Below are 25,159 nucleotides of genomic sequence, written 5' to 3'. Positions count from 1 at the left end.
GTTGCGGGAAATTTGCATGTCAAGCTACGTTCAGAGCACGCGCTGCCCTTCGCGCCAGACACCGCGCACCACGGCCTGCTGTGAGCCATCGGGCAGAACGGCCATGTGCACCTGGACCAGGTCGGCGCGCAGGCCGGGCGTGAGCTCGCCCCGGTCCTGCATGCCCGACGCGCGTGCCGGGTTGCGCGTGACGGTGGCCACGGCCTCGGGCAGCGTGAGGATGCCGTCGTGCACCAGGCGCATCACGGCGCTCAGCAGGCTGCCGGGCACATAGTCGGACGAGAGGATGTCCAGCAGGCCCTGGCGCGCCAGGTCGGCCGCCGCCACGTTGCCCGAGTGCGAGCCGCCGCGCACCACGTTGGGCCCACCCATCACGGTGAGCAGGCCGCGCTCGCGCGCGGCCTTTGCCGCCGCCAGCGTGGTCGGGAACTCGGACATGCCCGCGCCTTCGGCATGGGCCTGCTCGACGTGCGCCACCGTGGTGTCGTCGTGGCTGGCCAGGGCGATGCCGTGGGTGCGGCAGTAGTCCACGAAGTAGGCACGGTGCGGCTCGGCGTACTGGGCCTGCAGGGTGGTGGCATGCTGCACCTGGCGCTCGAACTTCTCGCTGCTCCAGCCCTTCTTGCCGGTGTAGTAGGTGCGCGCCTGCTCGATGTTCTCCCACTGGCGCTGGCCCGGGGTGTGGTCCATCAGCGAGATCAGCGACAGCCGCGGGTGGCCGTGGAAGGGGCCGAACAGGTCGATGGTGTTGGGCGCGGGCAGCTCGCAGCGCACGTGCAGGTGGTGGTCGGCGCGCAGCAGGTTGCGCTCGGTGCAGGTGTCGATGGTGTCGAGCACGCGGTTCCAGGCGCTGCCGCGCAGGCTGTCCACGTCGGCCTCGCCCACGCCCAGCGCGTCGAGCACGGTGGTGATGCCCGCTGCTGCGATCTCGGCGTCGTGTGCCAGCAGGGCCGGCATCTCGGCCCACTGCACCTTGGGGCGCGGCATCAGGTGGCGCTCGAAGTTGTCGGTGTGCACCTCCACCAGACCGGGCAGCAGGTAGTCGCCCCCGAGGTCGATGCCCTGCAGCGCGGCGGTGCCGCCCGAGGCCAGGGAGTCGATGCGCCCGCCCTGCACCGAGAGCGAGCCCTGCACCACCTCGCCGGGCAGCACCATGCGGGCGTTGTGAAAGACCACGCCAGCGCTCATGCTGCCACCCCGCGGAAGTCACCCACGTTCACGCGGCGCGTGGCGACGGCGGCACCCACGTGCGCGTCGTGGAAGATGCCGACCAGCGCGGCGCCGCGCTCCACTGCCTCCCGGACCAGGGCGATCACCGTGTCGGTGTTGGCCGCATCGAGCGACGCCGTGGGCTCGTCGAGCAGCAGCAGGGGCTTGGGCTTGATCATGTTGCGCGCGATGTTGATGCGCTGCTGCTCGCCGCCCGAGAAGGTGGCGGGCGGCAGGTGCCACAGGCGCTCGGGAATGTTCAGGCGGGTAAGCCACTGGCGCGCGGTCTCGCGCGCGGCTTCCAGTGCGTGGGCGTCGTCGCCCGCATCTTCGGCCAGGGGTTCGGCCACCACGTCGAGCGCGCTCACGCGGGGGATCACGCGCAGGAACTGGCTCACGTAGCCCACGGTGTCGCGGCGCAGTTGCACCAGTGCGCGCGGGCTGGCCTGGGTCACGTCCACCGCCGGGCCGCTGGCGGGCTGCACGGTGATGCTGCCCGCGTTGGCGCGGTAGTTGGCGTAGATCATTTTCAGCAGCGTGCTTTTGCCCATGCCCGAGGGGCCGTCGAGCACCACGCATTCGCCCGCGCCGACGGTCAGGTCCACGTTGCCGAGCACGGGCAGCTCGATGCCGTTCTGGTGGTGCAGGGTGAAGCGCTTGGCCACGCCCTTGAGCTCCAGGATGGGGAGGTTGGTGTTCATCATCATGGTTGCAGTACCGAGGAAACGAGGAGCTGGGTATAGGGGTGCTGCGGGTCGTCGAGCACCTGGTCGGTCAGGCCCGACTCGACCACGCGGCCGCGCTGCATCACCACCATGCGGTGCGCCAGCAGGCGGGCCACAGCCAGGTCATGGGTGACGACGATGGCCGCCAGCTGCATCTGCCGCGTGAGCTGGCGCAGCAGGTCCAGGAGGCGCGCCTGCACCGAGACGTCCAGGCCCGAGGTGGGTTCGTCCATGAACACCAGGCGCGGCTGGGTGACCAAGTTGCGCGCGATCTGCAGGCGCTGGCGCATGCCGCCGGAAAAAGCGCGCGGCGCGTCGTCGATGCGGCTGGCATCGATCTCCACGCGCTGCAGCCACTCGGTGGCGGTGGCGCGCAGGCGGCCATAGTGGCGCTCGCCCAGGCCCATGAGGCGTTCGCCCACATTGGCACCGGCGGACACGTCCATGCGCAGGCCGTCGGCCGCGTTCTGGTGTACGAAGCCCCAGTCGGTGCGGGCCAAGAGGCGCTGCTGCGCCTCGCTCATGCCGAGCACGTCCTGCAGGCTGCCATCGCGGCCCTGGAACTGCACACTGCCCGCATCGGGCCGGCTGCGTGCGGCCACGGCGTTGAGCAGGGTGGACTTGCCCGAGCCGGACTCGCCGACCACGGCCAGCACTTCGCCGGGCCACAGGTCAAACGAGGCGTCCTGCAGCGCCACGCGCTGGCCGTAGCGCTTGCTGATGCCGCGCACGCTGAGCAGGGGGGTGGGGGATGAAAGGGTGGCGTCCATGTCAAGGCTCGATCGAGAAACTGAGGCCGTGCTGCGCAAAGCCCAGGGATTCATAGAAGGCATGCGCATCGGCGCGCTTGCGGTGGGACGACAGGGCCAGCTTGTAGCAACCGGCCTCGCGCGCCTGCTGCACGGCGTGGGCCATCATCTGGCGGCCGATGCCCTGGCCCTTGCGGTCGGCGGCGACCACCACGTCCTCGACCACGGCCGAGGGGGCGCCCCGGTGGGCCAGGTTGTGCATGACCAGCAGCGCGTAGGTGCCGACCACGTCGGCATCGGGTTCGGCGCCTTCGCAGGCCACCCAGAGACGGTAGCTCGGGTAGGCGCGGAACTGGGCAAGCATGGTCTTGGCGTCCGCCAGACTGAGCACCTGCTCGGGGCTGTCCTCGATGCCCTGGTACAGGGCCAGCACTTCGTCCAGGTCGGCCTCGGTGGCCTCGCGCAGGGTCACTGTGCTCATGCGGGCGCCCCTTCGGACACCGTTGCCGCTGCGGCAGCCTGGCGCTCCTGGCAGTAGTCCGAGTCGGAACAGACGTGCATGCGCGTGCCCTGGTCGTCGGTGATGACCTCGTCGAGGAAACTGTCGGTGGCGCCGCACAGGGCGCAGGCGCAGTCCCAGCGCTGCACCTCGAAGGGGTGGTCCTCGAAGCCCAGGCTTTCCACCGGCGTGTAGGGCGGCACGGCGTAGATGCGCTTTTCGCGGCCTGCGCCAAAGAGCTGCAACGCCGGGTTCATGTGCATCTTGGGGTTGTCGAACTTGGGGATCGGCGACGGCGCCATCACGTAGCGGCCGTTGACCAGCACCGGGTAGTCGTACGTGGTGGCGATGTGGCCGTAGCGCGCGATGTCCTCATAGAGCTTGACGTGCATCAGCCCGTACTCGGCCAGGCCGTGCAGGGTGCGCGTCTCGGTCTCGCGTGGCTCCAGGCGCTGCATCGGCTCGGGCACCGGCACCTGGTAGACGAGCACCTGGCCCTCGGCCAGAGGGGTCTCGGGGATGCGGTGGCGCGTCTGGATCAGCGTCGCCTCGGTGGTGCGCGTGGTGGTGGCCACGCCCGTGGTGCGCTCGAAGAAGCGGCGGATGTTGACCGCATTCACGGTGTCGTCCGAGCCCTGGTCGATGACCTTGAGGCAGTCGTCAGGCCCGATGATGGCGGCCGTGACCTGGATGCCGCCCGTGCCCCAGCCATAGGGCAGCGGCATCTCACGCGAGCCGAAGGGCACCTGGTAGCCGGGGATGGCCACAGCCTTGAGGATGGCCCGGCGGATCATGCGCTTGGTGCGCTCGTCCAGGTAGGCGAAGTTGAAGTGCCCGTCGGTGGGCGCGGCATCGGCAGGCAGGCCCATCAGCGCGGGCTCGTGGGGCGCGTTCATGCGTCGTCTCCCAGGGTGGTTTCTTCGGAGGGGTTGGCCGCCGCAGTGGCGCGCATGCGGCGCACCAGCTCCAGCTCGGACTGGAAATCCACGTAGTGCGGCAGCTTCAGGTGCTGCACGAAGCCCGAGGCCTCCAGGCTGTCGCTGTGCGAGAGCACGAACTCCTGCATCTGCGCGGGCGACTCCACCGGCTCGCCCAGCTCGTCGGCGCGCAGGGCGCGGTCTACCAGGCTCATGGCCATGGCCTTGCGCTCGCTGTGGCCGAAGGCCAGGCCGTAGCCACGCGTGAACTGCGGCGGCTGGTGCTTGCTGCCCGCGAACTGGTTGACCATTTCGCACTCGGTGATTTCCATGTCGCCGATGGAGATGGCAAAGCCCAGCTCTTCAGGGACGATCTCCACCGCCACCGTGCCCAGGCGCAGCTCGCCCACGAAGGGGTGCGAGTGCGCATAGCCGCGCTGCGTGGAATACGCCATGGCCAGCAGAAAGCCCTCGTCGCCGCGCGCCAGGTTCTGCAGCCGCGTGGCACGGTTGGCCGGAAAGCGCAGCGGCTCGCGCGTGAGGTCCGCGGGGGCCGGGTCGCCTTCGGGGATGGGGCGGGTCTCGATCAGCCCTTCCTGGTTGAGCAGGTCCACCACGCGCGGGGTGGTGGCCGGCGCATCGGTCAGCGGCGCGGGGGGGCCCGCTGCAGCTGGCGCATCGCCCCGGGCCAGCAGCGTGAAGTCGAGCAGGCGCTGGGTGTAGTCGTAGGTGGGGCCCAGCACCTGGCCGCCAGGCAGGTCCTTGAAGGTGGCGGAGATGCGCCGGGTGAGCACCATGCGCGCCGTGTCCAGCGGTTCGGTGGTGCCCAGGCGCGGCAACGTGGCACGGTAGGCGCGCAGCAAAAAGATGGCCTCGACCAGGTCGCCCGAGGCCTGCTTGATGGCCAGCGCCGCAAGCTCGGGATCGTAGACCGAGCCTTCGGTCATCACGCGGTCCACGGCGAGCTTGAGCTGCGCACGGATCTGCGCCACCGAAAGCTCGGGCTCGGCAGTGTCGCCCCGGCGCTGCTCGGCCAGCAGGCGGTAGCTGTTGAGGATGGCGGTTTCCCCGCCCTTGACGGCAACGTACATGCGCTTCAGGCCTCCACGGTGGATGGTTCGATGCAGGTGGTGCGCGGCAGGCCAGCGATGTGGCTGGCCGTGGCCAGCACCACGTCCACCCCGCGCGGGAAGGCGCCGTGGTTGTCGGCCCACTGCGCGCAGAAGTCCTCTGGCAGGCCAGCGACGTGCAGGTGCTGCGCACTGCGGATGCCGGGGCCCGCAAGGCGCCAGGCGCCTGCGCCTTCCACGGCCGGGGCCAGCACCGCCACGTCGATCACGCAGGTGGCGGACTGGTCGGGGTATTCGTCGCTGCCGCACTGCAGGCGGGCCAGGGCGGGCAGGGCATCGCCGGCAGCCACCCAAGCAAAGCGGGCGTCCTCCGGCGCATCCACCAGCACGCAGCCGGTATGAAAGCGCAGCCACACGCCGGCCTGGCTGGCCGCCAGCCGGGGCGAAAGCCACAGCGTGCATTCGCTGTCGAGCAGGGCCAGCAGCACAGCAGCCGAGGCCGCGTGCCCGGTGGCGGGCAATTCGGCATCGTGCACGATGGCGACCGGGGCGCCCGGCTGCGACAGGGCCTGCAGCACGGCGCGGAACACGCCCTGGCTGCCCAGGGCCTCGCTGGAGAAGCCCGCACCCAGGGCGGACAGGGAGGTGGTGGGGGTGGCGCTCATTCCTGGTCCTCGTCGCTGCCGTCGTTGCTGCCGCTTTCGCGGGCCACTGTGAAGAAGTCCACCCGCGTGCTGGCCGTGCGGGCCTGGCGCTCGGACTGCACCTGGGCCAGGTGGCGGCGGAGGGGGTCGAGCAGGCTGGCGTCGAGCCCGGCCTGCCGCGCGGGGTCCTGCAGCAGCGCATCGGCCAGGGCGGCCAGTTGCACCTGGCGGTGCGAGCGGCCGAGCACGTAGGCCACACCCACGGTGGGCTCGCCGCCATCGGCTCCATCCACGTCCACGCGCAGTGCGCAGCGGGTGACCGTGACCTCGCCCAGGTTGAAGCGCTCGCCGGTGCCGCCAGCGCGGCCCTGCACCATCATCAGCCCGGTTTCGGGGGCACGCAGCCAGCGGGCGGGCAGTGCGGTGTGGTCGTGCAGCGCGGGCTCCAGAAGGTCGATGGGCGCACGGGCCAGCAGCGCCATCCAGTGCGCTCGCGAGAGCGGGCGGCCCGGGCCCGGGTTGTCAAAGGCTTGAAACATGGAGGTGGTACTCTTTAAGTTGTATAGACAAATTGAACAACTGGCGCCAGCTTAGACAGCGCGCATGTAGGTTTCATGACAGCCACCACCAGCACACAAGTTCTTGCCAACCCCGCCCCTACCGCACGCACGGCACGCCCGGCACGCGACAGCTTCTGGACCCGCATTGCCGCCGAGCTGGCCGAGGCCATCGGCAGCGGCATCTACCCCCCGGGCCAGCGCCTGCCCTCGGAACATGCCTTGGCCGAGCAGTTCGGCGTGAACCGGCACACCATCCGCCGCTCGCTGGCCAGCCTGTGCAGTCAGGGGCTGGTGCGCATCACGCAGGGCAGCGGCACCTATGTGGAGGACTTCGCGGTCGACCTGGCGCTGGGCAAGCGCGTGCGCCACCAGCAGGGCCTGGCCCAGGCCGGTCTGCGCGGCAGCCTGGTGGTGCTGCAGGAGCAGACGGTGCGTGCCACAGCCGCGCTGGCCAAGGCCCTGCAGGTGCCGGCCCGCAGCCCGCTGCTGCAATTGCGCGTGATTGGCCAGGCCGAGGGCCAGCCGCTGCACGTGAGCGAGCGCTACTTTCCCCTGCCCCGCTTCGAGGGCCTGGCCGCCATGGTGCGCGAGACAGGCTCCATCACCGCCGGCTTCACCGCGCACGGTGTGGCCGACTACACACGGCGCGAGAGCCGCATCACCGCCGAGCTGCCCGATGCTGCCGTGGCCGCCGAGCTGCGCCAGCCCGCCACGCGCCCGGTGCTGCTGGTCGAGAGCCTGAACGTCGACCTGGCCGGCACGCCCATCGAATGGGCGCGCGCCTGGTTTGCGGGCGACCGCGTCAAACTCACCATCACCCATGACGACGAGTAACACCTCCTCCCCCACCGCCGCCCACCACCGCTATGCGGTGTACTTCGCGCCCAACCCCGGCACCCTGGCCTGGCTCGCTGGCAGCCACTGGCTGGGCCGCTGCGCCGCACTGCTGCAGCCCATGCAGCCACTGGACATCCACGGCGTGGCCAGCGAAGAACTGGAGCGCCTGACCGCCGCCCCACGCCGCTACGGCTGGCACGCCACGCTCAAGGCCCCGTTTGCGCTGGCGCCGGGCGTGGACTGGCTCACGCTGCACCATGCGGTGCAGACCCTGGCCAGCAGTCTGCGCCCCTTCGCCATGCCCCCCATGCAGGTGGAGCGCATCGACGATTTCCTGGCGCTGGTGCCCACGCCATCGCACCCGGCCAACGCCGAGATCCAGGCCGCAGCTGCGGCCTGCGTGACGCAGCTGCAGCCGCTGGCCGCGCCGCTGTCGGAAGGAGACCTGGCGCGCCGCCGCGCCGCCGGGCTCACGCCCCGGCAGGATGCACTGCTGCAGCAGTGGGGCTACCCCTTCGTGCTGGAGGAGTTCCGCTTCCACATGTCGCTGACCGGCTCGCTCGCGGCTGCGGATGACGAGACCGTGGAGCTGGTGCAGGACGCAGCCGACCAGTTCTTTGCCGACCTGCCGCCGCTGCGCTTTGGCAGCCTGGCCCTGTTCGCCGAACCCACGCCGGGCGCCGACTTCGTGCTGCTGGACCACCTGGAGCTGGGCGCATGAGCACCACAGCGAAATTGCTGTATTTCATGGGCCCCTCGGGCGCCGGCAAGGACAGCCTGCTCGACTGGCTGCGCCAGCACCTGCCCGCCGGCCTGCCCGTGCAGTGGGCACGGCGCACCATCAGCCGCCCGGCCAGCCCCGGTGGCGAAGCGCATGAAAGCACCACGCCCGACGCCCACGCCGCGCTGCGCGCCGCCGATGCGTTTGCCCTGCACTGGGAGGCCAACGGCCTGGCCTATGGCGTGCGCCATGCCGAGCTGGCACCACTGGCCCAGGGCCGCTGGCTGCTGGTCAATGGTTCACGCGCCTACCTGCCCGAAGCCCTGGCGCGCTACCCGGCCCTGGTGGCCGTGCACATCACCGCCAGCCCCGAGGTGCTGCGCCACCGCCTGCAATCACGGGGCCGGGAAAACGCCGACGAGGTGGAGCAGCGCGTGCAGCGCGCGCTGCGCTTTCTGGCGCCACCGGGCACGGCCGGCATCGAGGTGCGCAACGACACCAGCCTGGACGCGGCGGGCCGGCAGTTGCTGCAGGCCCTGGAAAGGCTGCCCGGCTGGCCAGGCCTGGTCAACGCCCCGGCGGGGTGAAATCCGCCCGCGCCTTGAGCGCCTTCTCGCGCGCATGACAGCCTTCGAGGTGGTCGTTGACCAGGCCCATGGCCTGCATGAAGGCATACACGGTGGTTGGGCCGACAAAGCTCCAGCCGCGCTTCTTGAAGTCCTTGGACATCGCGGTGGAGCCTGGCGAGGTGATGAAGGTGCGCGCCACCTCGCGCGTGATGCGCTCGGGCCGCTCGCCAGCGGCGGGCTCGTACTGCCAGGCGTAGCGCGCAAGCGAGCCGAATTCCTGCCTGAGCTCCAGCACACGCTTGGCGTTGTTGATGGTCGAGACGATCTTGCCCCGGTGGCGCACGATGGCTGCGTCCTGCACCAGGCGCTCCACGTCGGAGTCGGTGAACTCTGCGACCTGCTCGGCATCGAACTGCGCGAACGCGGCGCGAAAGCCCTCGCGCTTGTTCAGGATGGTGAGCCAGCTCAGGCCGGACTGGAAGCCTTCCAGGCACAGCTTCTCGAACAGGCGCCGGTCGTCCGCCACCGGAAAACCCCATTCGCTGTCATGGTAGTGGCGGTACAGCGGCGTGGCCTGGCACCAGGTGCAGCGCGGGCAGCCTGCGTCGTCGGCGAACAGGCCGTCGGGAATCTGGGGGGTGGCAGTGGCTTCGGTCATGGGCAGGATTCTAGGAATTCCATCCGACATGCTGCTGACAGGCCCTAAACTGGTCCACAAGGATATGCCACAGCCATTCGCTCCCCGTTCATTCCGGACCCGCCCCTGGGCCGCCCTGTCGGCACTCACTGCCAGCCTGGCCCTGGCCGGTTGCGCCAGCCAGGGCAATGCCCTCGGCTACTACTGGCAATCGGTGCGCGGCCATGTGCAGCTGATGCGCTCGGCCGAGCCGCTGGAGGACTGGATCGCGCGCACCGACATCCCCCTGCCGCTGCGCGAGCGCCTGCAACTGGCCCAGCGCGCCCGCGCCTTCGCCGTCGCGGAACTGGGCCTGCCCGACAACCCGAGCTACCGCCGCTATGCGGACTTGAAGCGCCCGGCCGCCGTGTGGAACGTGGTCGCCGCGCCGCCCTATTCGCTCACGCTGCACACCTGGTGCTTTCCGGTCACGGGCTGCATCGGCTACCGGGGCTATTTCGACGAGGCGGACGCGAAGGCCGAGGCTGGCCGGCTGGCGCAAGAAGGCCTGGAGGTCGAGGTCTATGGCGTGCCCGCCTATTCCACCCTGGGCTACATGAACTGGGCTGGGGGCGATCCGCTGCTGAGCACCTTCATCGGCTGGCCAGAAGGCGAGTTCGTGCGCCTGCTGTTCCATGAGCTGGCGCACCAGGTGGTCTACGCCAAGGGCGACACGCTGTTCAATGAATCCTTTGCCACCGCCGTGGAGCGGCTGGGCAGCGCACGCTGGCTGGCCCAGCAGGCCACGCCCCAGGCGAGCACCGCCTTCGTGGCCAGCGAGGCGCGCCGGCGCGAGTTCCGCGCGCTGACCCAGGCCACGCGCGAACGCCTGGCCAGGATCTATGCGCAGAGCGATGCACCCGACCGGCAGGCGCAAAAGGCCGCAGCCATGCAGTTCTTTCGCGCCGACTATGCGGCCCTGCGCGAGCGCTGGCAGGCCACGCCGGCCCAGACGGCCGGCTACGACCGCTGGGTGGCCAGCGCCAACAATGCCAGCTTTGCGGCCCAGGCGGCCTACAACGAGTTCGTGCCCGCCTTCGAGGCGATCTTCGAGCGCGAGGGGCGCGACTGGCACCGGTTCTATGATGCGGTGCGTGTACTGAGTGAACAACCCCAGGCACAGCGCCACGAGGCGCTGCGCCAATTGCTACCCAACCAGGAGACCCCCGGTGCCTGACATCCATATCCACCGCGAACACCAACTGGGCTTCAAGCAGGCCCGCAAAGTCGCTTTTTCCTGGGCCGAGAAGGCCGAGGAGAAGTTCGACATGGAATGCACCTACGAAGAGGGCGAGACCGAGGACACGCTGCACTTCAGCCGCTCCGGGGTCAAGGGCACCCTGCTGGTGGATGCCAACCAGTTCGAGATGAAGGCGCAACTGGGCTTTCTGTTCGGCGCGTTCAAGGACCGCATCGAAGCAGAGATCGGCGAGCAGCTCGATGCCCTGCTGAACGCCCCCCCGCCCGCCGCCAAAAAGGCCGCGCCGAAAAAGAAGGCCGCCGACGACGCGAAACCCGCCAAGGCGGCCGCAGCCAAGGCACCGGCCAAAGCCAAAAAGGCCTGAGCCCTCCATGGCCGCGCCCGCGTTCGACACGTTCAGCGACCTGCTGCACACGCGCTACAGCTGCCGCGCCTTTCTGCCTGAGCCGCTGCCCCGCGCCACCACTGAGAGCATCCTGGCCACGGCGCAGCGCACGGCATCGTGGTGCAACGCCCAGCCCTGGCAGGTGCACATCGCCAGCGGCGAAGCCCTGGAGCGCCTGCGCAGCGCCTTCCAGGAGCGCATTGCCAGCACACCGCCGGAGCCCGACCTGCCCTGGCCGCGTGAGTACCGCGGCGTGTACCAGGAGCGCCGGCGCGAATGCGGCTACGGCCTGTACGAAGCGCTGGGTATTGCCAAGGGTGACCGGGCCGCATCGGCGCGCCAGGCGGCCGAAAATTTCAGCATGTTCGGTGCGCCGCACGTGGCCATTGTGAGCAGCGACGAGGCGTTGGGTGTGTATGGCGCGGTGGACTGCGGCGCCTACGTCGCCAACTTTTTGCTGGCCGCGCACAGCCTGGGCGTGGCTTCGGTGCCGCAGGCGGCGCTGGCCTCGTACCCCGGTGTGCTGCGCGAGGTGCTGGGCATCGGCGAGGACCGCACCATCGTCTGCGGCATCTCTTTCGGCCTGGCCGACCCGGCGCACCCGGCCAACCAGTTCCGCACCACGCGGGCGGATCCGGCCAGCAGCGTGGTCTGGCGCGACTGAGCTACAGCCCCGGGGCAGGACAGAGCCTCGCCTGTGACCCCACCGAGCAGCCTGCCGGTCACTGGATCCGCTCCGGTGCCGCTGGGCTGGTGAGGCTTTCGTCGCTTCAGGCAACGGCCTGAAGCCGGTGCGTCGCGCTCTGCACAACAGCCTCACCTGCTCCGGCCTGGCGCAAGGCACCGAACAGGTCCTTGGGGTTGGCCAGATCCGGGATCAACTGGATGCGTTCGCCCACGCCCAGTTCCAGCGCCGCATCGCGCATGAAGCGCAGGGCCGAGAAGTCCTCCAGTGCAAAACCCACCGAATCGAAAATCGTCACTTCGGCATCGCTCGCGCGGCCGGCCTCGCGGCCGGCCAGCACCTGCCACAGCTCGGTCACGGCAAAGTCGGCCGGCATCTGCTGGATCTCGCCTTCGATGCGGGTCTGGGGCGGGTACTCGACGAACACGCGGCCGCGCGTGAGCACCTCGGCCTGCAGCTCGGTCTTGCCGGGGCAGTCGCCCCCCACGGCGTTGATGTGCATGCCGGGCGCCACCATGTCGGCGGTGAGGATGGTGGCGCGGGTCTTGTCGGCCGTCACCGTGGTCACGATGTCGGCGCCGCGCACGGCCTCGGCCGTGCTGCCGCAGACGGTGACCACCAGGCCCGATGGCTGCAGGTTGGCCTGCAGCTTGGCGGTGGCGGCAGGGTCGGTGTCGTACAGCCGCACTTCGGTGATGCCCACCAGATGCTGGAAGGCCAGGGCCTGGAATTCGCTCTGCGCGCCGTTGCCGATCAGCGCCATCACCCGGCTGCCGGGCCGCGCCAGGGCCTTGGCCGCCACGGCCGACATGGCTGCCGTGCGCAAGGCGGTGGTCAGGGTCAGCTCGCTGAGCAGTTGCGGCGTGCCCGTGGCCACGTCGGCCAGCACGCCGAAGGCCATCACGGTGGACAGGCCCAGGCGCGTGTTCTTGGGGTGGCCGTTGACGTACTTGAAGGTGTAGGTCGCGTCGTCGGCAATCGGCATGAGCTCGATCGCGCCATCGGGCGAGTAGCTGGCCACCCGGGCCGACTTGTCGAAGCTCTCCCAGCGCAAGAAGTCCTCGGTGATGTTGGCGGCAATGCCAGCAAGGCAGGCCGCGAGGCCCTTGCGCCGGATCAGCTCCACCGCTTCGGGGGCGCTCAGGTAGAGGGTGGATACGCTGGTGTGGTGGGGGGTGGCGTCGTGTCGCATGGGGTGTCTCCGGTTCGGTGGCATCCAGTGTCCAGCGGGCGCGAGGCAATGTGAATCGGCAAAAATGTACCGAAATGCGCGGTTGATTGTCAAAATGGCAGCCATTGCTCACTTTCTGCATCACCACCATGGATGAACTCGACCGCTCCCTGATTGCACTGCTGCGTGGCAATGCGCGCATGAACGTCGCCGACCTGGCGCACAAGCTCGGTGTCTCCCGCGGCACGGTGACCAACCGCATCCGCAAGCTCGAAGACAGCCAGGTGATCGTGGGCTACACCGTCAAGCTGCGGCCCGAGGCCGAGCCCGACCGCATCCGTGCCTGGATGGGCGTGCTGGTCGAAGGCAACCAGTCGCGCCAGGTGGTGGCCAGCCTGCTGGGCGAGCCCGGCGTGGCCGCCCTGCACGACACCAATGGCCGCTGGGACCTGCTGGCCGAGCTGGAGGCGGGCAGCATGGCCGAGCTGGCGCAGGTGCTCGAGCGCATCCGACTGATTTCGGGCATCCGAGGCACCGAGACCAATATCCACCTCACGACCTACCGCTAGCGGTTGGCAGGCAGTGCTCAGCCGATCTGGCCGCCCAGGCTGCGTGCGGCTTCGAGCACGCTTTTCACGTAGCGCTCGTCGTAGCGGTGGGCCGGCATGGTCAGCGTGACGGCAGCAGCCACCGTGCCATCGGCGGCAAACACCGGCGCCGAGATGCCGGCCACCTCGCTGAGCCGGTCGCCCACGCTGGCCAGGTAGCCGTCGGCGCGGATGCGCGCGTACAGCGCGCGGTCATGCCGGCCGAGCGAGTTGGACAGTGCCGCGTCGAAGGCCACCAGCACGCGCCCGCCCGTGCCCCGGTCCAGCGGCAGCAGGTCGCCTGCGCGGATATGGTCGCGGATGGGGTGCGGCGAGTCCACGCGGAACTGGCACAGCCGCGCATCGCCCTGGCGCACGTGGTAGGCCGCGCTCTCGCCCGTGGCGGCCACCAGCTCGCGCAGCACGGGCAGCACCACCCGGTCGAGCGAGAACGAGGCGGCATACAGCGCATGCAGCCGCCCCACCTCGGGCCCGATGGCATAGCGGCCGTCGTCCAGGCGCTGCACCCAGCGCGCATGCTCGAGCGAGGCCAAGAGGCGCAGTGCCGTGCTCTTGTACAGCCGGGTGCGCGTGGCCAGCTCGGTCAAGGCCAGCGGCCCGTCGCCCTGGCGGAAGGCGGCCATCAGGCTCAGGGCGCGGTCCACGGCAGCCGCGCCGCCCGGGGCGGCATCGGCATCGGCAACGGATTCGGAAACGGCTTTGCGGGGCATGGAGACCAGGGTGCGCGAAGGAGTCGCCCAAGAGAATGAGGTTCTGTCTATTGAAACATTGATGCCCCCACCCGTCCAGCCCGTGCCGCAACGCCCATGAAAAAGCGGCCCGCAGGCCGCTCGGTCAGTCGCGGGGTATGGCCCGGATCAGCTCAGCTCGGTGATCAGGTCGATGTACTGCTGCTTGGCGGCATCGGCCTCGGTGCCCTTGAGCGCGTTCCACGCATCCCACTTGGCGCGGCCCACCATGTCGGAGAAGCTGGGCTTCTTTTCGGTGTTGTCGCCCACGGTGGCCTGCTTGTACAGCGCGTAGATCTTGAGCAGCGTGGCGTTGTTGGGGCGCTCGCTCAGGTTCTCGGAATTGGCTTTGGCGGCTTCGAAGGCGGCATTCAGGTCGGCCATGGGTTGCTCCTTGGGGTTCGAAAGATGGGGGAGGGAAAGAACGGTGTCGGCAATGGTTTGCGGCGTTGTATCTTACGGTCTGCACAAGGCCCTGCGCTGTGCAATCCATAGAGGCAAGCCCCCAAAACAACCACAACAGGTGTACATCCGATGGTGACCCGCATTGCTGCTCCCGACGCCACCCGCCCCGAGGGCATCGCCAACCCGCTGAATGCCGCTGGCGCGGCGGCCCGCAAGGCCGGTGCCACGACGGCCGCCGCAGCGAGCCGTGGCGCCCGGGCCCTGCCGCCAGCGGCGCGCAAGGCCGCTGGCGTGGTGCGCAAGAACGTGCGCCGCGCTGCCACCGGCATGCTGGGCCTGTCGGGCGAGCGCATGAGCAAGGTCGACACGGCCTGGCTGCGCATGGACTCGGGCAGCAACCTGATGATGATCAACGGCGTGTGGACGATGGCCCCCGGCATCGCCTGGGAGGCGCTGTGCGAGCGCGTGCAGCAGCGCCTGCTGCAGTACCCGCGCTTTCGCCAGCGCGTGGTCGAAGACGCGGCCGGGGCCACCTGGGTGGAAGACAGGCACTTTGACATCGCCGCCCACGTGCTGCGCGAGACCCTGCCGCAGGAGCCCGGCCAGAGCATGCAGCGCGCGCTGCAGGACCGCGTGGGAGAGCTGGCCATGCAGCCACTGGACCCGCGCCGCCCGCTGTGGCAGATGCACCTGGTCGAGAACTTCACAGGGGATGACGGCCAGCAGGGCAGCGCGCTGATCGTGCGCATCCACCACTGCATCGCCGACGGCATCGCGCTGATCTCGGTCACCATGTCCATCGTGGACGGCGGTGCCGAGCCGCCCAAGCGCAGCCGCAAGGAGCGCGAGGCCGCCGCCACGGCCGAGGACTGGATCGCCGACGCGCTGATCAAGCCGCTGGCCGGCCTCACCGTGAAGGCACTGGACCTGGCGGGCGACGGCGCGGCGCGTTCGTTCAAGGTGCTGGGCGACCCCGAGAAGGCCATGCAGCATGGCCTGGCTGGCACCATGGACATGGCGCGCGTGGCCTACCAACTGGTGAGCGACGCAGCCGCCCTGGCGCTGATGCCCGACGATTCGCCCACGCGACTGAAGGGCCAGCCCGGCCGGGCCAAGCGTGTGGCCTGGTGCCCGCCGATCCCGCTCGAAGAGGTCAAGGCCATCGGCAAGGCGCTCAACTGCTCGATCAACGACGTGCTGATGTCCTGCGTGGCGGGCGCCATCGGGGGCTACCTGCGCAGCCAGGGCGACGACCCTGCGGGCCAGGAGATCCGCGCCATGATCCCGGTCAACCTGCGCCCCATGGAGGAGGCCTGGAAGCTGGGCAACCGCTTCGGCCTGGTGCCGCTGGTGCTGCCCATCGGCGTGGCCAACCCGGTGGAACGCGTGTACGAGGTGCGCCGGCGCATGAATGCATTGAAGGGCAGCACCCAACCCATCCTCGCGTTCGCGATGCTGGCCGTGGCAGGCCTGATGATCAAGCCTGCGCAGGACGCGCTGCTCAACCTCTTCGGCCGCAAGACCACGGCGGTGATGACCAACGTGCCCGGCCCGAAGGAGCAGCTCACGCTGTGCGGCGCGCGCGTCACGCAGTGCATGTTCTGGGTGCCGCAGTCGGGGGACATCGGCCTCGGGGTCTCCATCCTGAGCTACGGCGGCGGCGTGCAGTTCGGCGTGATCACCGACACCACGCTGTGCCCCGAGCCGCAGCTCATCATCGATGCCTTCGCGCCCGAATTCGACCAGCTCTCGCTGCTCACGCTGATGCTGCCCTGGGGAGATTGACACCTTGCGCTGGCTTGCCGTTTCGGCACTGGCCGTGCCACTGCTGCAGGTGCCCGCCGGCGCTGCCGTGGTGCAGGAACATGCGCAGCGCCCCTACCCTGTGCAGGTGCAGCCCGGGCAGACGCTGCGCCAGGCGCTGCAGTCCGCCACGCCCATCGTGGTGGACGGCCGCCGCTTCCACGGCTACACACGCTGGAATGTGCGCTGGGACTACCGCTGGTGGCGCGAGGCCTCGGGCCGCTGCGCCATCACCGAAGTCAACACGCGGCTGACCTCGGAGGTGCAACTGCCGGAGTTGCGCGGCGCGACACCCCAGCAGCAGGCCACATTTGACCGCTATCTGCGCGCACTGTCGCAGCATGAGCAGGGTCACGTACAAGTCGGGCGCGATGCGGCCCAGGCCATCGACCAGGGCATTGCCCGGCTGCCTGCGGCCGCCGATTGCGCCACGCTGGAGCGCAACGCCGACGCGCTGGGCCGCCGCCGGCTCCAGGAGCATGTGGAGCGGGAAAAGCAGTACGACCGCGACACCGGCCATGGCACCGCCCAAGGTGCACGCCTGGACTGAGGGCGACTATTCGGGCGCCAAGGCAGACAGCAGGCGCGACACGCTGGCCAGCACCGCAGGCACGGGCTCGCCCAACTGCGCGCGCACGATGGCGCCCTCCACCACCAGCGCCAGGGCCTGGGCGTCATGCGCCTTCGTGGCCGCTGGCGGTAGCAGGGTCTCCAGCAGGTCCGCCATGTCCCGCTTGTGGCGGCGGGCAATGGCCTTCACATCGGGCACGGTGTCGCCCAGTTCGCTCACGCTGTTGATGAAGGCACAGCCACGAAAGTCCGCGCGCCCGAACCATTCGGCCAAGGCCGGTGGCAAGGCGGCCAGGCCTTTTTTCGCCCGGCCATGCCGTTGCAGCGCATCGGCAAACCAGCCCATCCACAGCACGTGCCGGTATTCCAGGTAGGCGCAGACGAGATCGTTCTTGCTCGGAAAGTGCCGGTAGAAGGTCACCTTGGTCACCCCCGACTCGGCGATCACCTTGTCGATGCCGGTGGCGCGAATGCCCTCGCGGTAGAAGAGCCGGTGCGCCGTGTGCAGCAGGCGGTCCCGGGCAGGCAGGTCTTTGACGTCAGTGGTCGGGGCAAGCAGCATGGCGCATTGTAGACAAGTCTGTCTACATGCGGATATGATGAGCATGTAGACAGACCTGTCCACATGCATTCCACCCTTTCCGACCGAGGTACTGCCCATGGAATCCCGCCCGCCCCTGCCCCCCTTCACCCTGGAGACCGCGATCCAGAAAGTCCGTCTGGCCGAAGACGGCTGGAACTCGCGCGACCCGGCGCGCGTGGCGCTGGCCTATACGGAAGACACACGCTGGCGCAACCGGGCGGAGTTCCCCGTGGGGCGCGAGGCCGCACGGCAGTTTCTCGAACGCAAATGGGCACGCGAGCTCGACTATCGGCTCATCAAGGAGATCTGGGCGTTCAGCTCGCACCGCATCGGGGTGCGCTTTGCCTACGAATGGCACGACGACGCCGGCAACTGGTACCGCAGCCACGGCAATGAGAACTGGGAGTTCAGCGACGCCGGGCTGATGGCCGTGCGCCACGCCAGCATCAACGACCAACCGATCAAGGCGGCCGACCGGCTATTCTTCTGGCCCCAGGGCCGGCGCCCGGACGACCATCCGGGGCTGACCGAGCTGGGGCTGTAAGGAGAATCAGCTTGCCAGACCGTCCACCGCTTGGAACATGGACTGGCGCGCCTGGCTCACGATCTGGCCCTTCCAGGCGTCCGTGTCGGTGTAGAACGCTTCCATCATCTGCGCCTTGATCTGTTTCGCCTGTTCGGCCGGCGCATCCGGGTGCAGGTTGAGCCACTGCTCGGCGCGGATCGCGTTCATCACGTCGAGCACGGGCACGGTGCCGTATTCCATGGCGATGCCGGTGCTTTCGGCGTGCGGGCATTCGTCGTAGATCGCGTTCCACATCAGCCCGGTGAGGAAGGCCGAGGTCGAGGAGCCGTCGTAGATCGAGGTGACCGGCGTGGCGCCGCCGCCGTCCCACCAGGCGCGAGCGCGGGCCACCGAGGCGTCGTCGTCCTTGCCGGCGTAGATGCGTTCGCCGTGGCCGCTGGGGCCCAGGCCGGTGTGCAGGTCGATCCAGGCGATCTGCGAGGCCCGGGCACCATGCTGGCGCAGCACCTGGCGCAGCGTGCGGTTGCTCCAGGTGGGCTGCGTTCCTCCGAAGAACACGCCTTCGGGAAACTCGTGCTGGCCGCGCGAGATGGCGGCCTGCCAGGATGCCTCGCCTTTGGTGTCTATGTACCGCTGCACGGCCGCCAGGTTGTCGGCCGACGGTGGCCACACTTCGGGCAGCAGCAGCGGCTGCACCTCGCGGTAGGCCTCGTTCACGGGCAGGGGCTTTGAAAAGTCCTGGAAGTTGCGGTTCAGGTCCACGTTCTCGTGCGTGAAGCGGCGCACGTGCGAAAACCCGTAGGGGTTGAGCGCATGGATGTAGAGCGTGGCCACGCCCGCCGCGTGCGCCTTGTCGCGCCACTCCTGGTCGTGCAGCGCAAACACCTGCACGCCGGTGCCGCAGTAGCCTTCCACGCCATGGCAGGCGCTGCTCACGATGAGCAGCTTGGTCGCATCGCCCGGCCCGTCGCGCACCACGTCCATGGCAAGGTCTTCACCATCGCGCCCTTTGAGTGGGTGGGCATGCGACTCGATGGGCAGGCCCGCCGCGGCCGCGCCCTCCAGAAACTTCTTGCGGGCCTGGGCGTAGCTGGGCGAAAAGGCGTCGACGATGCCGATCATGGGCGGTTGCTTTCGTGGGTGGGGTCGGGAACACAAGAAAACCCGGGGCCCGCGAGGGAGCCCTGGGCTTCAGGAAAGAGACGACAACGGGTGCCGGTGTCAGGCCGCCGTGGGCTGCGCCAGCCAATCCTCGGCCAGCTTGACCCAGTAGGTCGCGCCCAGAGGGATCAGGTCGTCGTTGAAGTCGTAGCTCGGGTTGTGCAGCGTGCAGGGGCCGCCGCCATGGCCCATCTCGCGGTGCGCACCGTCGCCGTTGGCGATGAAGCAGTAGGCACCGGGCTTGGCCTGCAGCATGAAGGCGAAGTCTTCTGCGCCCATGGTGGGCTCCTGTACCAGCACGTTGGCCTCGCCCACAATGCCGGCCATCACCTTGCGGGCAAAGTCGGCCTCGGCGGCCGAGTTCACGGTGGGCGGGTAGTTGCGGTGGAAGTGGAACTCGCAGGTGGCGTCGTGCGCGGCGCAGGTGTGCTCGGCCACCTGCTTCATGCGCTTTTCGATCATGTCCAGCACCTCGATGGAGAAGGTGCGCACCGTGCCCTGCAGCTCGCAGCTGTCGGGCACCACGTTGGTGGCCTCGCCGGCATGCACCATGGTCACCGAGATCACGCCGGCATCCACCGGCTTCTTGTTGCGGCTGATGATGGTCTGGAAGGCCTGCACCATCTGGCAGGCGATCGGCACCGGGTCGATGCCGTTGTGCGGCAGCGCCGCATGGCTGCCCTTGCCGCGGATGGTGATCTTGAACTCGTTGCTCGACGCCATCACCGGGCCGGGGCTCACGGCGAACTGGCCCACGGGCATGCCCGGCCAGTTGTGCATGCCGTACACGGCCTGCATCGGGAATTGTTCGAACAGGCCGTCGGTGATCATCTCGCGCGCACCGCCACCGCCCTCTTCGGCCGGCTGGAAGATCAGGTACACGGTGCCATCGAAATTGCGGTGCTTGGCAAAATGCTGCGCTGCAGCAAGCAGCATGGCCGTGTGGCCGTCATGCCCGCAGGCGTGCATCTTGCCGGTGTGCTTGCTGGCGTGGGCAAAGGTGTTGAACTCCTGCATGGGCAGGGCGTCCATGTCGGCGCGCAGGCCGATGGCCCGGCCACTGGCCCCCCCGTCACGCCCCTTGACGATGCCGACCACGCCCGTGGTGCCCAGGCCGCGGTGGATCGGAATGCCCCACTCAGTGAGCTTGTTGGCCACCACGTCGGCCGTGCGCACCTCTTCGAAGCACAGCTCGGGGTGGGCGTGAATGTCCCGGCGCACCGCTGCAATACTGGCCGCCTGGGTGACGATGGAGTCAATAACGTTCATGATATGTGTCCTTACGATTTCACAGTCTAGCGCGAGAACGTATTTACGGCTTTTCCGGGGATCGCGCAAGTTCCTTGCCGGGATGGGATGCTAGGCGCGGTGCGCTGCCAATAGCCCAGCTATTGGCGAGCGCCGCAACGCCGCAGACCGCCCGACAAGGCACTTGCCCTTCGGGTTGAGGTGAAATCGGGCGATTGCGGGGCCAAGTCGCTTGCATGGGCACAAGCCCATGCGGCGCAACATTGGCACCGCACTCATCCCGATTGCACCTCAACGCGACCCCGGAAAAGCCGTAAATACGTTCTCACAGCAACCTATATGCCAACCCGGGTTAATCACCAGTCCAAGCCCATGATTTCTTCCCCCGCCCTCGAATTCGCGCAGACCCTGGTGCGCATGAACACCGTGAGCCAGAACTCCAACCTGGAGTTGATCCACTTCATCCGCGACCACTTGGCGAAACTGGGCGTGCAAAGCCGCCTGACCTACAACGCCGACAAGACCAAGGCCAACCTGTTCGCTACGCTGGGCGAGGGCAAGCCCGCCGGGGTGATCCTCTCGGGCCACACCGACACCGTGCCATGGGACGGCCAGGATTGGACGATGGACCCGCTGAGCGCCCTCGTCAAGGACGGCAACCTGTACGGCCGGGGCAGCGCCGACATGAAGGCCTTCATCGGCATCGCGGTATCGCATGCCGAGCAGTTCCTTGCCAGCGATGCGCCGTTCGCCCTGCACTTTGCCTTCAGCTACGACGAAGAGGTGGGCTGCTTCGGCGTCAAGGAGCTGATCGCCGACCTGCGCGACGCCAGCATCCGCCCGCTGGCCTGCATCGTGGGCGAGCCCACGAGCATGGTGCCGGCCATCGCGCACAAGGGTGTGTACCGCTACAAATGCTGCGTGCGCGGCAAGGAGGCACATTCGTCCCTCACGCCGCAGTCGGTGAACGCCATCGAGATGGCGGCGCGCGTGGTCGGCCGGGTGCGTGACATGGCCGAGGGCTTCGAGCGCAGCGAGCCGCGCTTCGAGGGCTTTGATGTGCCGTTCTCCACCGCCAGCGTGGGCCAATTCCATGGCGGCATTGCCGACAACGTGGTGCCGCGCGACGCCGAGTTCCGCTACGAGTTCCGCGACCTGCCGACTGCCAACGCCGCCCAGATGCAGTCCGAGGTGCTGGCCTATGCGCGCTCGCTCGAACCCGCCATGCAGAAGGTGGCCCCGCAGACCGGCTTTTCCTTCGAGACCATCTGCGAGATCCCGAGCTTTCTGGGAAGCAAGGACGATGCCGTGACCCGCCTGGCGCAGGAACTCAGCGGCGAGCAAGGCACCACCCTGGTGGCCTTCGGCACCGAAGCGGGGCTGTTCAAGAACGCCGGCATCCCCACCGTGGTGTGCGGCCCCGGCAGCATCCAGCAGGCGCACCAGCCCGATGAGTTCGTGAGCCTGGAGCAACTGGGCCGCTGCGAGGCCTTCATGCAGGGGCTGGCACGCACCAAGGCCTTCGGCTGAAACAGGAGGGCCGTCAGGTCCTCACGCGCCCATCACCGGTCAGCATCGACATTTCCACAAAATGCGATGCCGCATGGTCCGTGGCGCTGTACGACACCTGAAAGCCCGAGATGGCCTGCGAGCCCAGGCCTTCGAGCCCGGCAATCAGGCCGTCGCGGGTGAACTTGCCGCTGCCATTGGCCTGGCGCAGGCCCTCGGCAAAGACGCGTGCAGCGACATAGCCTTCCATGCTGGAGTAATTGGCCTGCACCTTGTCGCCGCCTTTCTTGATGGCTTCAAGGAACTCGCGCGTGATCTGGCGCGAGGGCTGGTAGGGCGAGGGCATGACCTGCGAGACGACCACCCCGGCACCGTCCTTGCCCAATTCATCGGCGAGGGCCTGCGTCCCCACGAAGGACACGTTGTAGAACGTGCCGCCAAAACCCGCCTTGCGCGCCGCGCGCACGAAGGCTGCGCTGCCCGCATAGGCAGCGATCTGCACCACCGCGTCGGGCTTGGCGGCCACCAGCTTGTCCACCGCGGCCTTCACATCCACCGAATTGCGCTCCACCGTGGCCGTGGCGGCGGGCGCCAGCTTCTGCTCGGTCAGCGCGCGCACCACGCCGTCGAGCCCGGCCTTGCCATAGGCATCGTTCTGGTAGAAGACCGCGATCTTCTTGATCCCCAGGTTGGTGAGCTGGCGCACGATGAGCGCGGTTTCGTCGTAGTACGAGGCGCGCACATGGAACACCAGCCGGTTGAACGGCTGGCGCAATGCCTCGGCCCCCGTGAACGGGCCGAAGAACGGCACCTTCTCCTTGGTGAACAGGGGCAGCGCGGCCAGGCTGGTAGGGGTGCCGATGTAGCCGAACAGCGCAAACACGTCGTCGGCCATGAGCTTCTTGGTGTTCTCGGCGCAGCGGTCGGGCTCGTAGCCATCGTCGAGCGTGCGGATCTCGACCTGCCGCTTGCCCACGCCGCCCTGGGCATTGAGCTGGTCGAAGAACAGCTTGGCGCCCTGGTGGAACTGAATGCCCAGTTGCGCCGCCGGGCCGGTGAAAGGGGCCGACTGGCCCAGCACGATGCGCCCTTCGCCTTGCGCCCGGGCCATCTGGAAGCCGCCAAGCGCCGCAGCGCCCAGCCCCACCGAAAACTGCCTGCGCCCCACTACAGTCTGGTTCATGGTGAAATCCTGGTTTCAGGGCTTTGCGCCCCATTTGCCATCGCCGCAAGGCGACCCCTCTGGAAGGGCGCGCCACGAGCGCGCAGCCTCCAGCCCCGCAGCCAGTTTAACGACCAGCCCACCAAATGCCCACGATTTCGGCCTCTGTCCCCACTGATTCCGTGCCCTTTGCCGTGCGCGGCGCCTGCCCCCATGACTGCCCCGACACCTGTGCGCTGCTGACCACCGTGGTCGATGGCGTGGCCACCCGGGTGCAGGGCAACCCCGAACATGCACACACCGATGGCGTGCTGTGTGCCAAGGTTTCGCGCTACACCGAGCGCAGCTACCACCCGGAGCGTGTGCTCACCCCCCTCAAGCGCAGCGGCCCCAAGGGCAGCGGACAGTTCACGCCCGTTAGCTGGGACGAAGCCCTGGCCGACATCGCGCAGCGCCTGTCCACCATCGCCGCGCACGACCCTGAGGCCATACTGCCCTACAGCTACGCCGGCACCATGGGCATGGTGCAGGGCGAGAGCATGGACCGGCGCTTCTTCAATCGGTTGGGCGCCTCGCTGCTGGACCGCACCATCTGTGCGTCGGCCGGTGCCGAGGCCCTGGTGCAGACCCTGGGTGGCAAGGTCGGCATGAAGGTCGAGTTCTTCGCCGAGGCGCAGCTGATCCTGATCTGGGGCAGCAACTCCATCGGCAGCAACCTGCACTTCTGGCGCTATGCGCAGCAGGCCAAACGCAATGGCGCCCGGCTGGTCTGCATCGACCCGCGCAAGACCGAGACGGCCGACAAGTGCCACGAGCACATCGCCCTGCGCCCCGGCACCGATGCGGCGCTGGCCCTGGCGCTGATGCACGAGCTGATCGCCCACGACTGGCTGGACCACGACTACATCGCGCACCACACCCTGGGCTGGGAGGGCCTGCGCGAGCGCGCCCTGCAGTGGCCGCCCGAGCGCGCGGCCGAGGTCTGTGGCGTGCCCGTGGAGCAGATCCGCCAGCTGGCGAAGGACTACGGCACCACCCAACCCGCCGCCATCCGCCTGAACTACGGCATGCAGCGCGTGCGCGGTGGCGGCAACGCCGTGCGCGCCGTCACCTGCCTGCCCGCGCTCACGGGCGCCTGGCGCCACCGCGCGGGCGGCATGCTGCTGTCGAGTTCGGGCCAGTACCCGGTGCAGCGCGCCGTGCTGCAGCGCCCCGACCTGCTGGCGGGGCGCCAGCCGCGCACCATCAACATGTCCACCATCGGCGACGACCTGCTGCGCCCGGCCTCGCCCCCCTTCGGCCCGCAGGTGCAGGCCGTGGTGGTCTACAACAGCAATCCCGTGGCCGTGGCGCCCGAATCGGGCAAGGTGGTGCAGGGCTTTGCGCGCGAAGACCTGTTCACCGTGGTGCTGGAGCACTTTCGCACCGACACGGCCGATTACGCCGACTACATCCTGCCCGCCACCACGCAGCTCGAGCACTGGGACGTGCACCTGTCGTACGGCCACACCGATGTGGTGCTCAACCGCCCGGCCATCGAACCGCTGGGCCAGGCGCGCTCCAACGCCCAGATCTTCCGCGACCTGGCCGCCCGCATGGGCTACACCGACCCTTGCTTTGCCGACGACGACGCCACCCTGTGCCGCCAGGCCTTCGGCGATGCGGTGGACTTCGCGCTGCTCGAATCGCAGGGCTTTGCCACGCTGGCCATGCCCGATGCGCCGTTTGCCGAGGGGCAGTTCCCCTCGCCTTCGGGCAAGTGCGAGTTCTACAGTGCCCGCCTGGCCGCCCAAGGCCTGGACGGCCTGCCCGACCACCTGCCCAACTACGAGCTGCAGGGCAGCTCGGCCCAGTACCCGCTGGCCATGATCTCGCCGCCGGCGCGCAACTTCCTGAACTCCAGCTTCGTCAACGTGAAGAGCCTGCGCGACATCGAAGGCCGGCCGCTGCTGGAGATCCACCCCGACGACGCCGAAGCGCGCGGCATTGCCAACGACAGCATCGTGCGCGTGTTCAATGCCCGGGGCAGCTACCGCTGCCACGCCAGCGTGTCGCGCCGCGCCCGGCCCGGCGTGGTCAACGGCATGGGCATCTGGTGGCGCAAGCTGGGGCTCGATGGCACCAACGTGAACGAGATCACCAGCCAGGCCCTGACCGACCTCGGCCGCGCCCCCACCTTCTATGACTGCCTGGTGGAGGTGGAGGCCGTGGACGCGACGGACGCCGTGGCCTGATCCT

The 25,159-nt window shown here is 68.8% G+C and carries 28 protein-coding genes; 12 read left to right on the top strand and 16 right to left on the bottom strand.

Annotated elements, in window-relative coordinates; translation table 11 throughout:
- Window positions 1-30: 30 nt before the first annotated feature.
- Genes ASE31_RS02035 through phnG form a run of 8 tightly spaced genes read right to left on the bottom strand, consistent with a single transcriptional unit; the run spans window position 31 to window position 6,352 of the window.
- Window positions 31-1,188, bottom strand: coding sequence for an alpha-D-ribose 1-methylphosphonate 5-triphosphate diphosphatase (locus ASE31_RS02035; RefSeq protein WP_057199864.1), 1,158 nt, complete (start codon window positions 1,186-1,188; stop codon window positions 31-33).
- Window positions 1,185-1,916, bottom strand: a complete 732-nt coding sequence (gene phnL / locus ASE31_RS02030; RefSeq protein WP_057199863.1) for a phosphonate C-P lyase system protein PhnL — start codon at window positions 1,914-1,916, stop codon at window positions 1,185-1,187. The genes ASE31_RS02035 and phnL overlap by 4 nt, the downstream gene beginning before the upstream one ends.
- On the bottom strand, window positions 1,913-2,704 hold the full coding sequence (gene phnK / locus ASE31_RS02025; protein WP_057199862.1) for a phosphonate C-P lyase system protein PhnK: 792 nt from the start codon (window positions 2,702-2,704) through the stop codon (window positions 1,913-1,915). The genes phnL and phnK overlap by 4 nt, the downstream gene beginning before the upstream one ends.
- A 1-nt stretch (window position 2,705) precedes the next feature.
- The gene (locus ASE31_RS02020) at window positions 2,706-3,164 is read right to left on the bottom strand and encodes a GNAT family N-acetyltransferase (protein ID WP_057199861.1); all 459 of its coding nucleotides are present in this window, start codon (window positions 3,162-3,164) and stop codon (window positions 2,706-2,708) included.
- The gene (locus ASE31_RS02015) at window positions 3,161-4,078 is read right to left on the bottom strand and encodes an alpha-D-ribose 1-methylphosphonate 5-phosphate C-P-lyase PhnJ (protein ID WP_057199860.1); all 918 of its coding nucleotides are present in this window, start codon (window positions 4,076-4,078) and stop codon (window positions 3,161-3,163) included. Before ASE31_RS02015 ends, ASE31_RS02020 begins: the two co-directional genes overlap by 4 nt.
- Window positions 4,075-5,190 (bottom strand): carbon-phosphorus lyase complex subunit PhnI, encoded by a 1,116-nt coding sequence (locus tag ASE31_RS02010; protein ID WP_057199859.1) that lies wholly within the window; start codon window positions 5,188-5,190, stop codon window positions 4,075-4,077. The genes ASE31_RS02015 and ASE31_RS02010 overlap by 4 nt, the downstream gene beginning before the upstream one ends.
- A gap of 5 nt (window positions 5,191-5,195) precedes the next feature.
- The gene (phnH, locus tag ASE31_RS02005) at window positions 5,196-5,834 is read right to left on the bottom strand and encodes a phosphonate C-P lyase system protein PhnH (RefSeq protein WP_057199858.1); all 639 of its coding nucleotides are present in this window, start codon (window positions 5,832-5,834) and stop codon (window positions 5,196-5,198) included.
- Window positions 5,831-6,352, bottom strand: a complete 522-nt coding sequence (phnG, locus tag ASE31_RS02000) for a phosphonate C-P lyase system protein PhnG (protein ID WP_057199857.1) — start codon at window positions 6,350-6,352, stop codon at window positions 5,831-5,833. Before phnG ends, phnH begins: the two co-directional genes overlap by 4 nt.
- 75 nt (window positions 6,353-6,427) lie before the next feature.
- Between phnG and phnF the strand changes: the two genes are divergently transcribed.
- Genes phnF through phnN form a run of 3 tightly spaced genes read left to right on the top strand, consistent with a single transcriptional unit; the run spans window position 6,428 to window position 8,518 of the window.
- A complete protein-coding gene (phnF, locus tag ASE31_RS01995; protein ID WP_057199856.1) occupies window positions 6,428-7,207 on the top strand; it encodes a phosphonate metabolism transcriptional regulator PhnF in 780 nt (259 codons plus the stop codon).
- Window positions 7,194-7,931, top strand: a complete 738-nt coding sequence (locus tag ASE31_RS01990) for a DUF1045 domain-containing protein (protein ID WP_057199855.1) — start codon at window positions 7,194-7,196, stop codon at window positions 7,929-7,931. Before phnF ends, ASE31_RS01990 begins: the two co-directional genes overlap by 14 nt.
- Window positions 7,928-8,518, top strand: coding sequence for a phosphonate metabolism protein/1,5-bisphosphokinase (PRPP-forming) PhnN (phnN, locus tag ASE31_RS01985; protein WP_057199854.1), 591 nt, complete (start codon window positions 7,928-7,930; stop codon window positions 8,516-8,518). The genes ASE31_RS01990 and phnN overlap by 4 nt, the downstream gene beginning before the upstream one ends.
- Here the strand turns inward: phnN and ASE31_RS01980 are convergent.
- Window positions 8,499-9,158, bottom strand: a complete 660-nt coding sequence (locus ASE31_RS01980; RefSeq protein ID WP_057199853.1) for a DNA-3-methyladenine glycosylase I — start codon at window positions 9,156-9,158, stop codon at window positions 8,499-8,501. The two genes, phnN and ASE31_RS01980, sit on opposite strands and share 20 nt — an antisense overlap.
- A gap of 64 nt (window positions 9,159-9,222) precedes the next feature.
- Between ASE31_RS01980 and ASE31_RS01975 the strand changes: the two genes are divergently transcribed.
- The 3 genes from ASE31_RS01975 to ASE31_RS01965 are packed head-to-tail and all read left to right on the top strand — an operon-like array spanning window position 9,223 to window position 11,426.
- Window positions 9,223-10,353 carry an aminopeptidase gene (locus ASE31_RS01975; protein ID WP_057199852.1) on the top strand — a complete coding sequence of 377 codons (1,131 nt, stop codon included), beginning with the start codon at window positions 9,223-9,225 and terminating at the stop codon, window positions 10,351-10,353.
- Complete coding sequence (locus ASE31_RS01970; RefSeq protein ID WP_057199851.1) at window positions 10,346-10,741, top strand: polyhydroxyalkanoic acid system family protein; 396 nt, start codon at window positions 10,346-10,348, stop codon at window positions 10,739-10,741. Before ASE31_RS01975 ends, ASE31_RS01970 begins: the two co-directional genes overlap by 8 nt.
- A gap of 7 nt (window positions 10,742-10,748) precedes the next feature.
- Window positions 10,749-11,426: a nitroreductase gene (locus ASE31_RS01965; protein ID WP_057199850.1), complete on the top strand. Its 678-nt coding sequence runs from the start codon at window positions 10,749-10,751 to the stop codon at window positions 11,424-11,426.
- 106 nt (window positions 11,427-11,532) lie between these two features.
- Here ASE31_RS01965 and ASE31_RS01960 read toward each other — a convergent pair whose 3' ends face one another.
- Window positions 11,533-12,639 carry an ornithine cyclodeaminase gene (locus ASE31_RS01960; RefSeq protein ID WP_057199849.1) on the bottom strand — a complete coding sequence of 369 codons (1,107 nt, stop codon included), beginning with the start codon at window positions 12,637-12,639 and terminating at the stop codon, window positions 11,533-11,535.
- A gap of 128 nt (window positions 12,640-12,767) precedes the next feature.
- On the opposite strand from ASE31_RS01960, the gene ASE31_RS01955 reads away from it, so the two are divergent.
- The gene (locus ASE31_RS01955; protein WP_057200222.1) at window positions 12,768-13,187 is read left to right on the top strand and encodes an Lrp/AsnC family transcriptional regulator; all 420 of its coding nucleotides are present in this window, start codon (window positions 12,768-12,770) and stop codon (window positions 13,185-13,187) included.
- Window positions 13,188-13,204: 17 nt separating this feature from the next.
- On the opposite strand, the gene ASE31_RS01950 is transcribed toward ASE31_RS01955, so the two are convergent.
- Together ASE31_RS01950 and ASE31_RS01945 are read right to left on the bottom strand one after the other, a co-directional pair.
- A complete protein-coding gene (locus ASE31_RS01950) occupies window positions 13,205-13,936 on the bottom strand; it encodes an IclR family transcriptional regulator (protein ID WP_057199848.1) in 732 nt (243 codons plus the stop codon).
- 147 nt (window positions 13,937-14,083) lie between these two features.
- On the bottom strand, window positions 14,084-14,338 hold the full coding sequence (locus tag ASE31_RS01945) for an acyl-CoA-binding protein (protein WP_007860945.1): 255 nt from the start codon (window positions 14,336-14,338) through the stop codon (window positions 14,084-14,086).
- Between the two features lie 150 nt (window positions 14,339-14,488).
- On the opposite strand from ASE31_RS01945, the gene ASE31_RS01940 reads away from it, so the two are divergent.
- Together ASE31_RS01940 and ASE31_RS01935 are read left to right on the top strand one after the other, a co-directional pair.
- On the top strand, window positions 14,489-16,144 hold the full coding sequence (locus tag ASE31_RS01940) for a wax ester/triacylglycerol synthase family O-acyltransferase (RefSeq protein WP_057199847.1): 1,656 nt from the start codon (window positions 14,489-14,491) through the stop codon (window positions 16,142-16,144).
- A gap of 4 nt (window positions 16,145-16,148) precedes the next feature.
- On the top strand, window positions 16,149-16,712 hold the full coding sequence (locus ASE31_RS01935; RefSeq protein ID WP_057199846.1) for a DUF922 domain-containing Zn-dependent protease: 564 nt from the start codon (window positions 16,149-16,151) through the stop codon (window positions 16,710-16,712).
- Between the two features lie 6 nt (window positions 16,713-16,718).
- On the opposite strand, the gene ASE31_RS01930 is transcribed toward ASE31_RS01935, so the two are convergent.
- Window positions 16,719-17,294 (bottom strand): TetR/AcrR family transcriptional regulator, encoded by a 576-nt coding sequence (locus ASE31_RS01930; RefSeq protein WP_057199845.1) that lies wholly within the window; start codon window positions 17,292-17,294, stop codon window positions 16,719-16,721.
- A gap of 97 nt (window positions 17,295-17,391) precedes the next feature.
- Between ASE31_RS01930 and ASE31_RS01925 the strand changes: the two genes are divergently transcribed.
- Window positions 17,392-17,859, top strand: a complete 468-nt coding sequence (locus tag ASE31_RS01925; protein WP_057199844.1) for a nuclear transport factor 2 family protein — start codon at window positions 17,392-17,394, stop codon at window positions 17,857-17,859.
- A gap of 6 nt (window positions 17,860-17,865) precedes the next feature.
- Here the strand turns inward: ASE31_RS01925 and ASE31_RS01920 are convergent, their stop codons facing one another.
- Together ASE31_RS01920 and ASE31_RS01915 are read right to left on the bottom strand one after the other, a co-directional pair.
- The gene (locus tag ASE31_RS01920) at window positions 17,866-18,963 is read right to left on the bottom strand and encodes a M14 family metallopeptidase (RefSeq protein ID WP_057199843.1); all 1,098 of its coding nucleotides are present in this window, start codon (window positions 18,961-18,963) and stop codon (window positions 17,866-17,868) included.
- A 99-nt stretch (window positions 18,964-19,062) separates the two neighbouring features.
- Window positions 19,063-20,271, bottom strand: a complete 1,209-nt coding sequence (locus ASE31_RS01915; RefSeq protein WP_057199842.1) for a M20 aminoacylase family protein — start codon at window positions 20,269-20,271, stop codon at window positions 19,063-19,065.
- 351 nt (window positions 20,272-20,622) lie between these two features.
- Here ASE31_RS01915 and argE point away from each other — a divergent pair, with 351 nt between their 5' ends.
- Entirely contained in the window at window positions 20,623-21,780 is a 1,158-nt protein-coding gene (argE, locus tag ASE31_RS01910; protein WP_057199841.1) for an acetylornithine deacetylase, read from the top strand.
- A gap of 13 nt (window positions 21,781-21,793) precedes the next feature.
- On the opposite strand, the gene ASE31_RS01905 is transcribed toward argE, so the two are convergent.
- The gene (locus tag ASE31_RS01905; RefSeq protein WP_057199840.1) at window positions 21,794-22,942 is read right to left on the bottom strand and encodes an ABC transporter substrate-binding protein; all 1,149 of its coding nucleotides are present in this window, start codon (window positions 22,940-22,942) and stop codon (window positions 21,794-21,796) included.
- A gap of 125 nt (window positions 22,943-23,067) precedes the next feature.
- On the opposite strand from ASE31_RS01905, the gene ASE31_RS01900 reads away from it, so the two are divergent.
- Entirely contained in the window at window positions 23,068-25,155 is a 2,088-nt protein-coding gene (locus tag ASE31_RS01900; protein ID WP_057199839.1) for a molybdopterin-dependent oxidoreductase, read from the top strand.
- Window positions 25,156-25,159 lie beyond the last annotated feature (4 nt).

It is taken from the genome of Acidovorax sp. Root217 (genome assembly GCF_001428645.1).
Lineage (GTDB): Bacteria > Pseudomonadota > Gammaproteobacteria > Burkholderiales > Burkholderiaceae_C > Acidovorax.
This window is presented reverse-complemented; position numbering and strand designations above follow the sequence as displayed.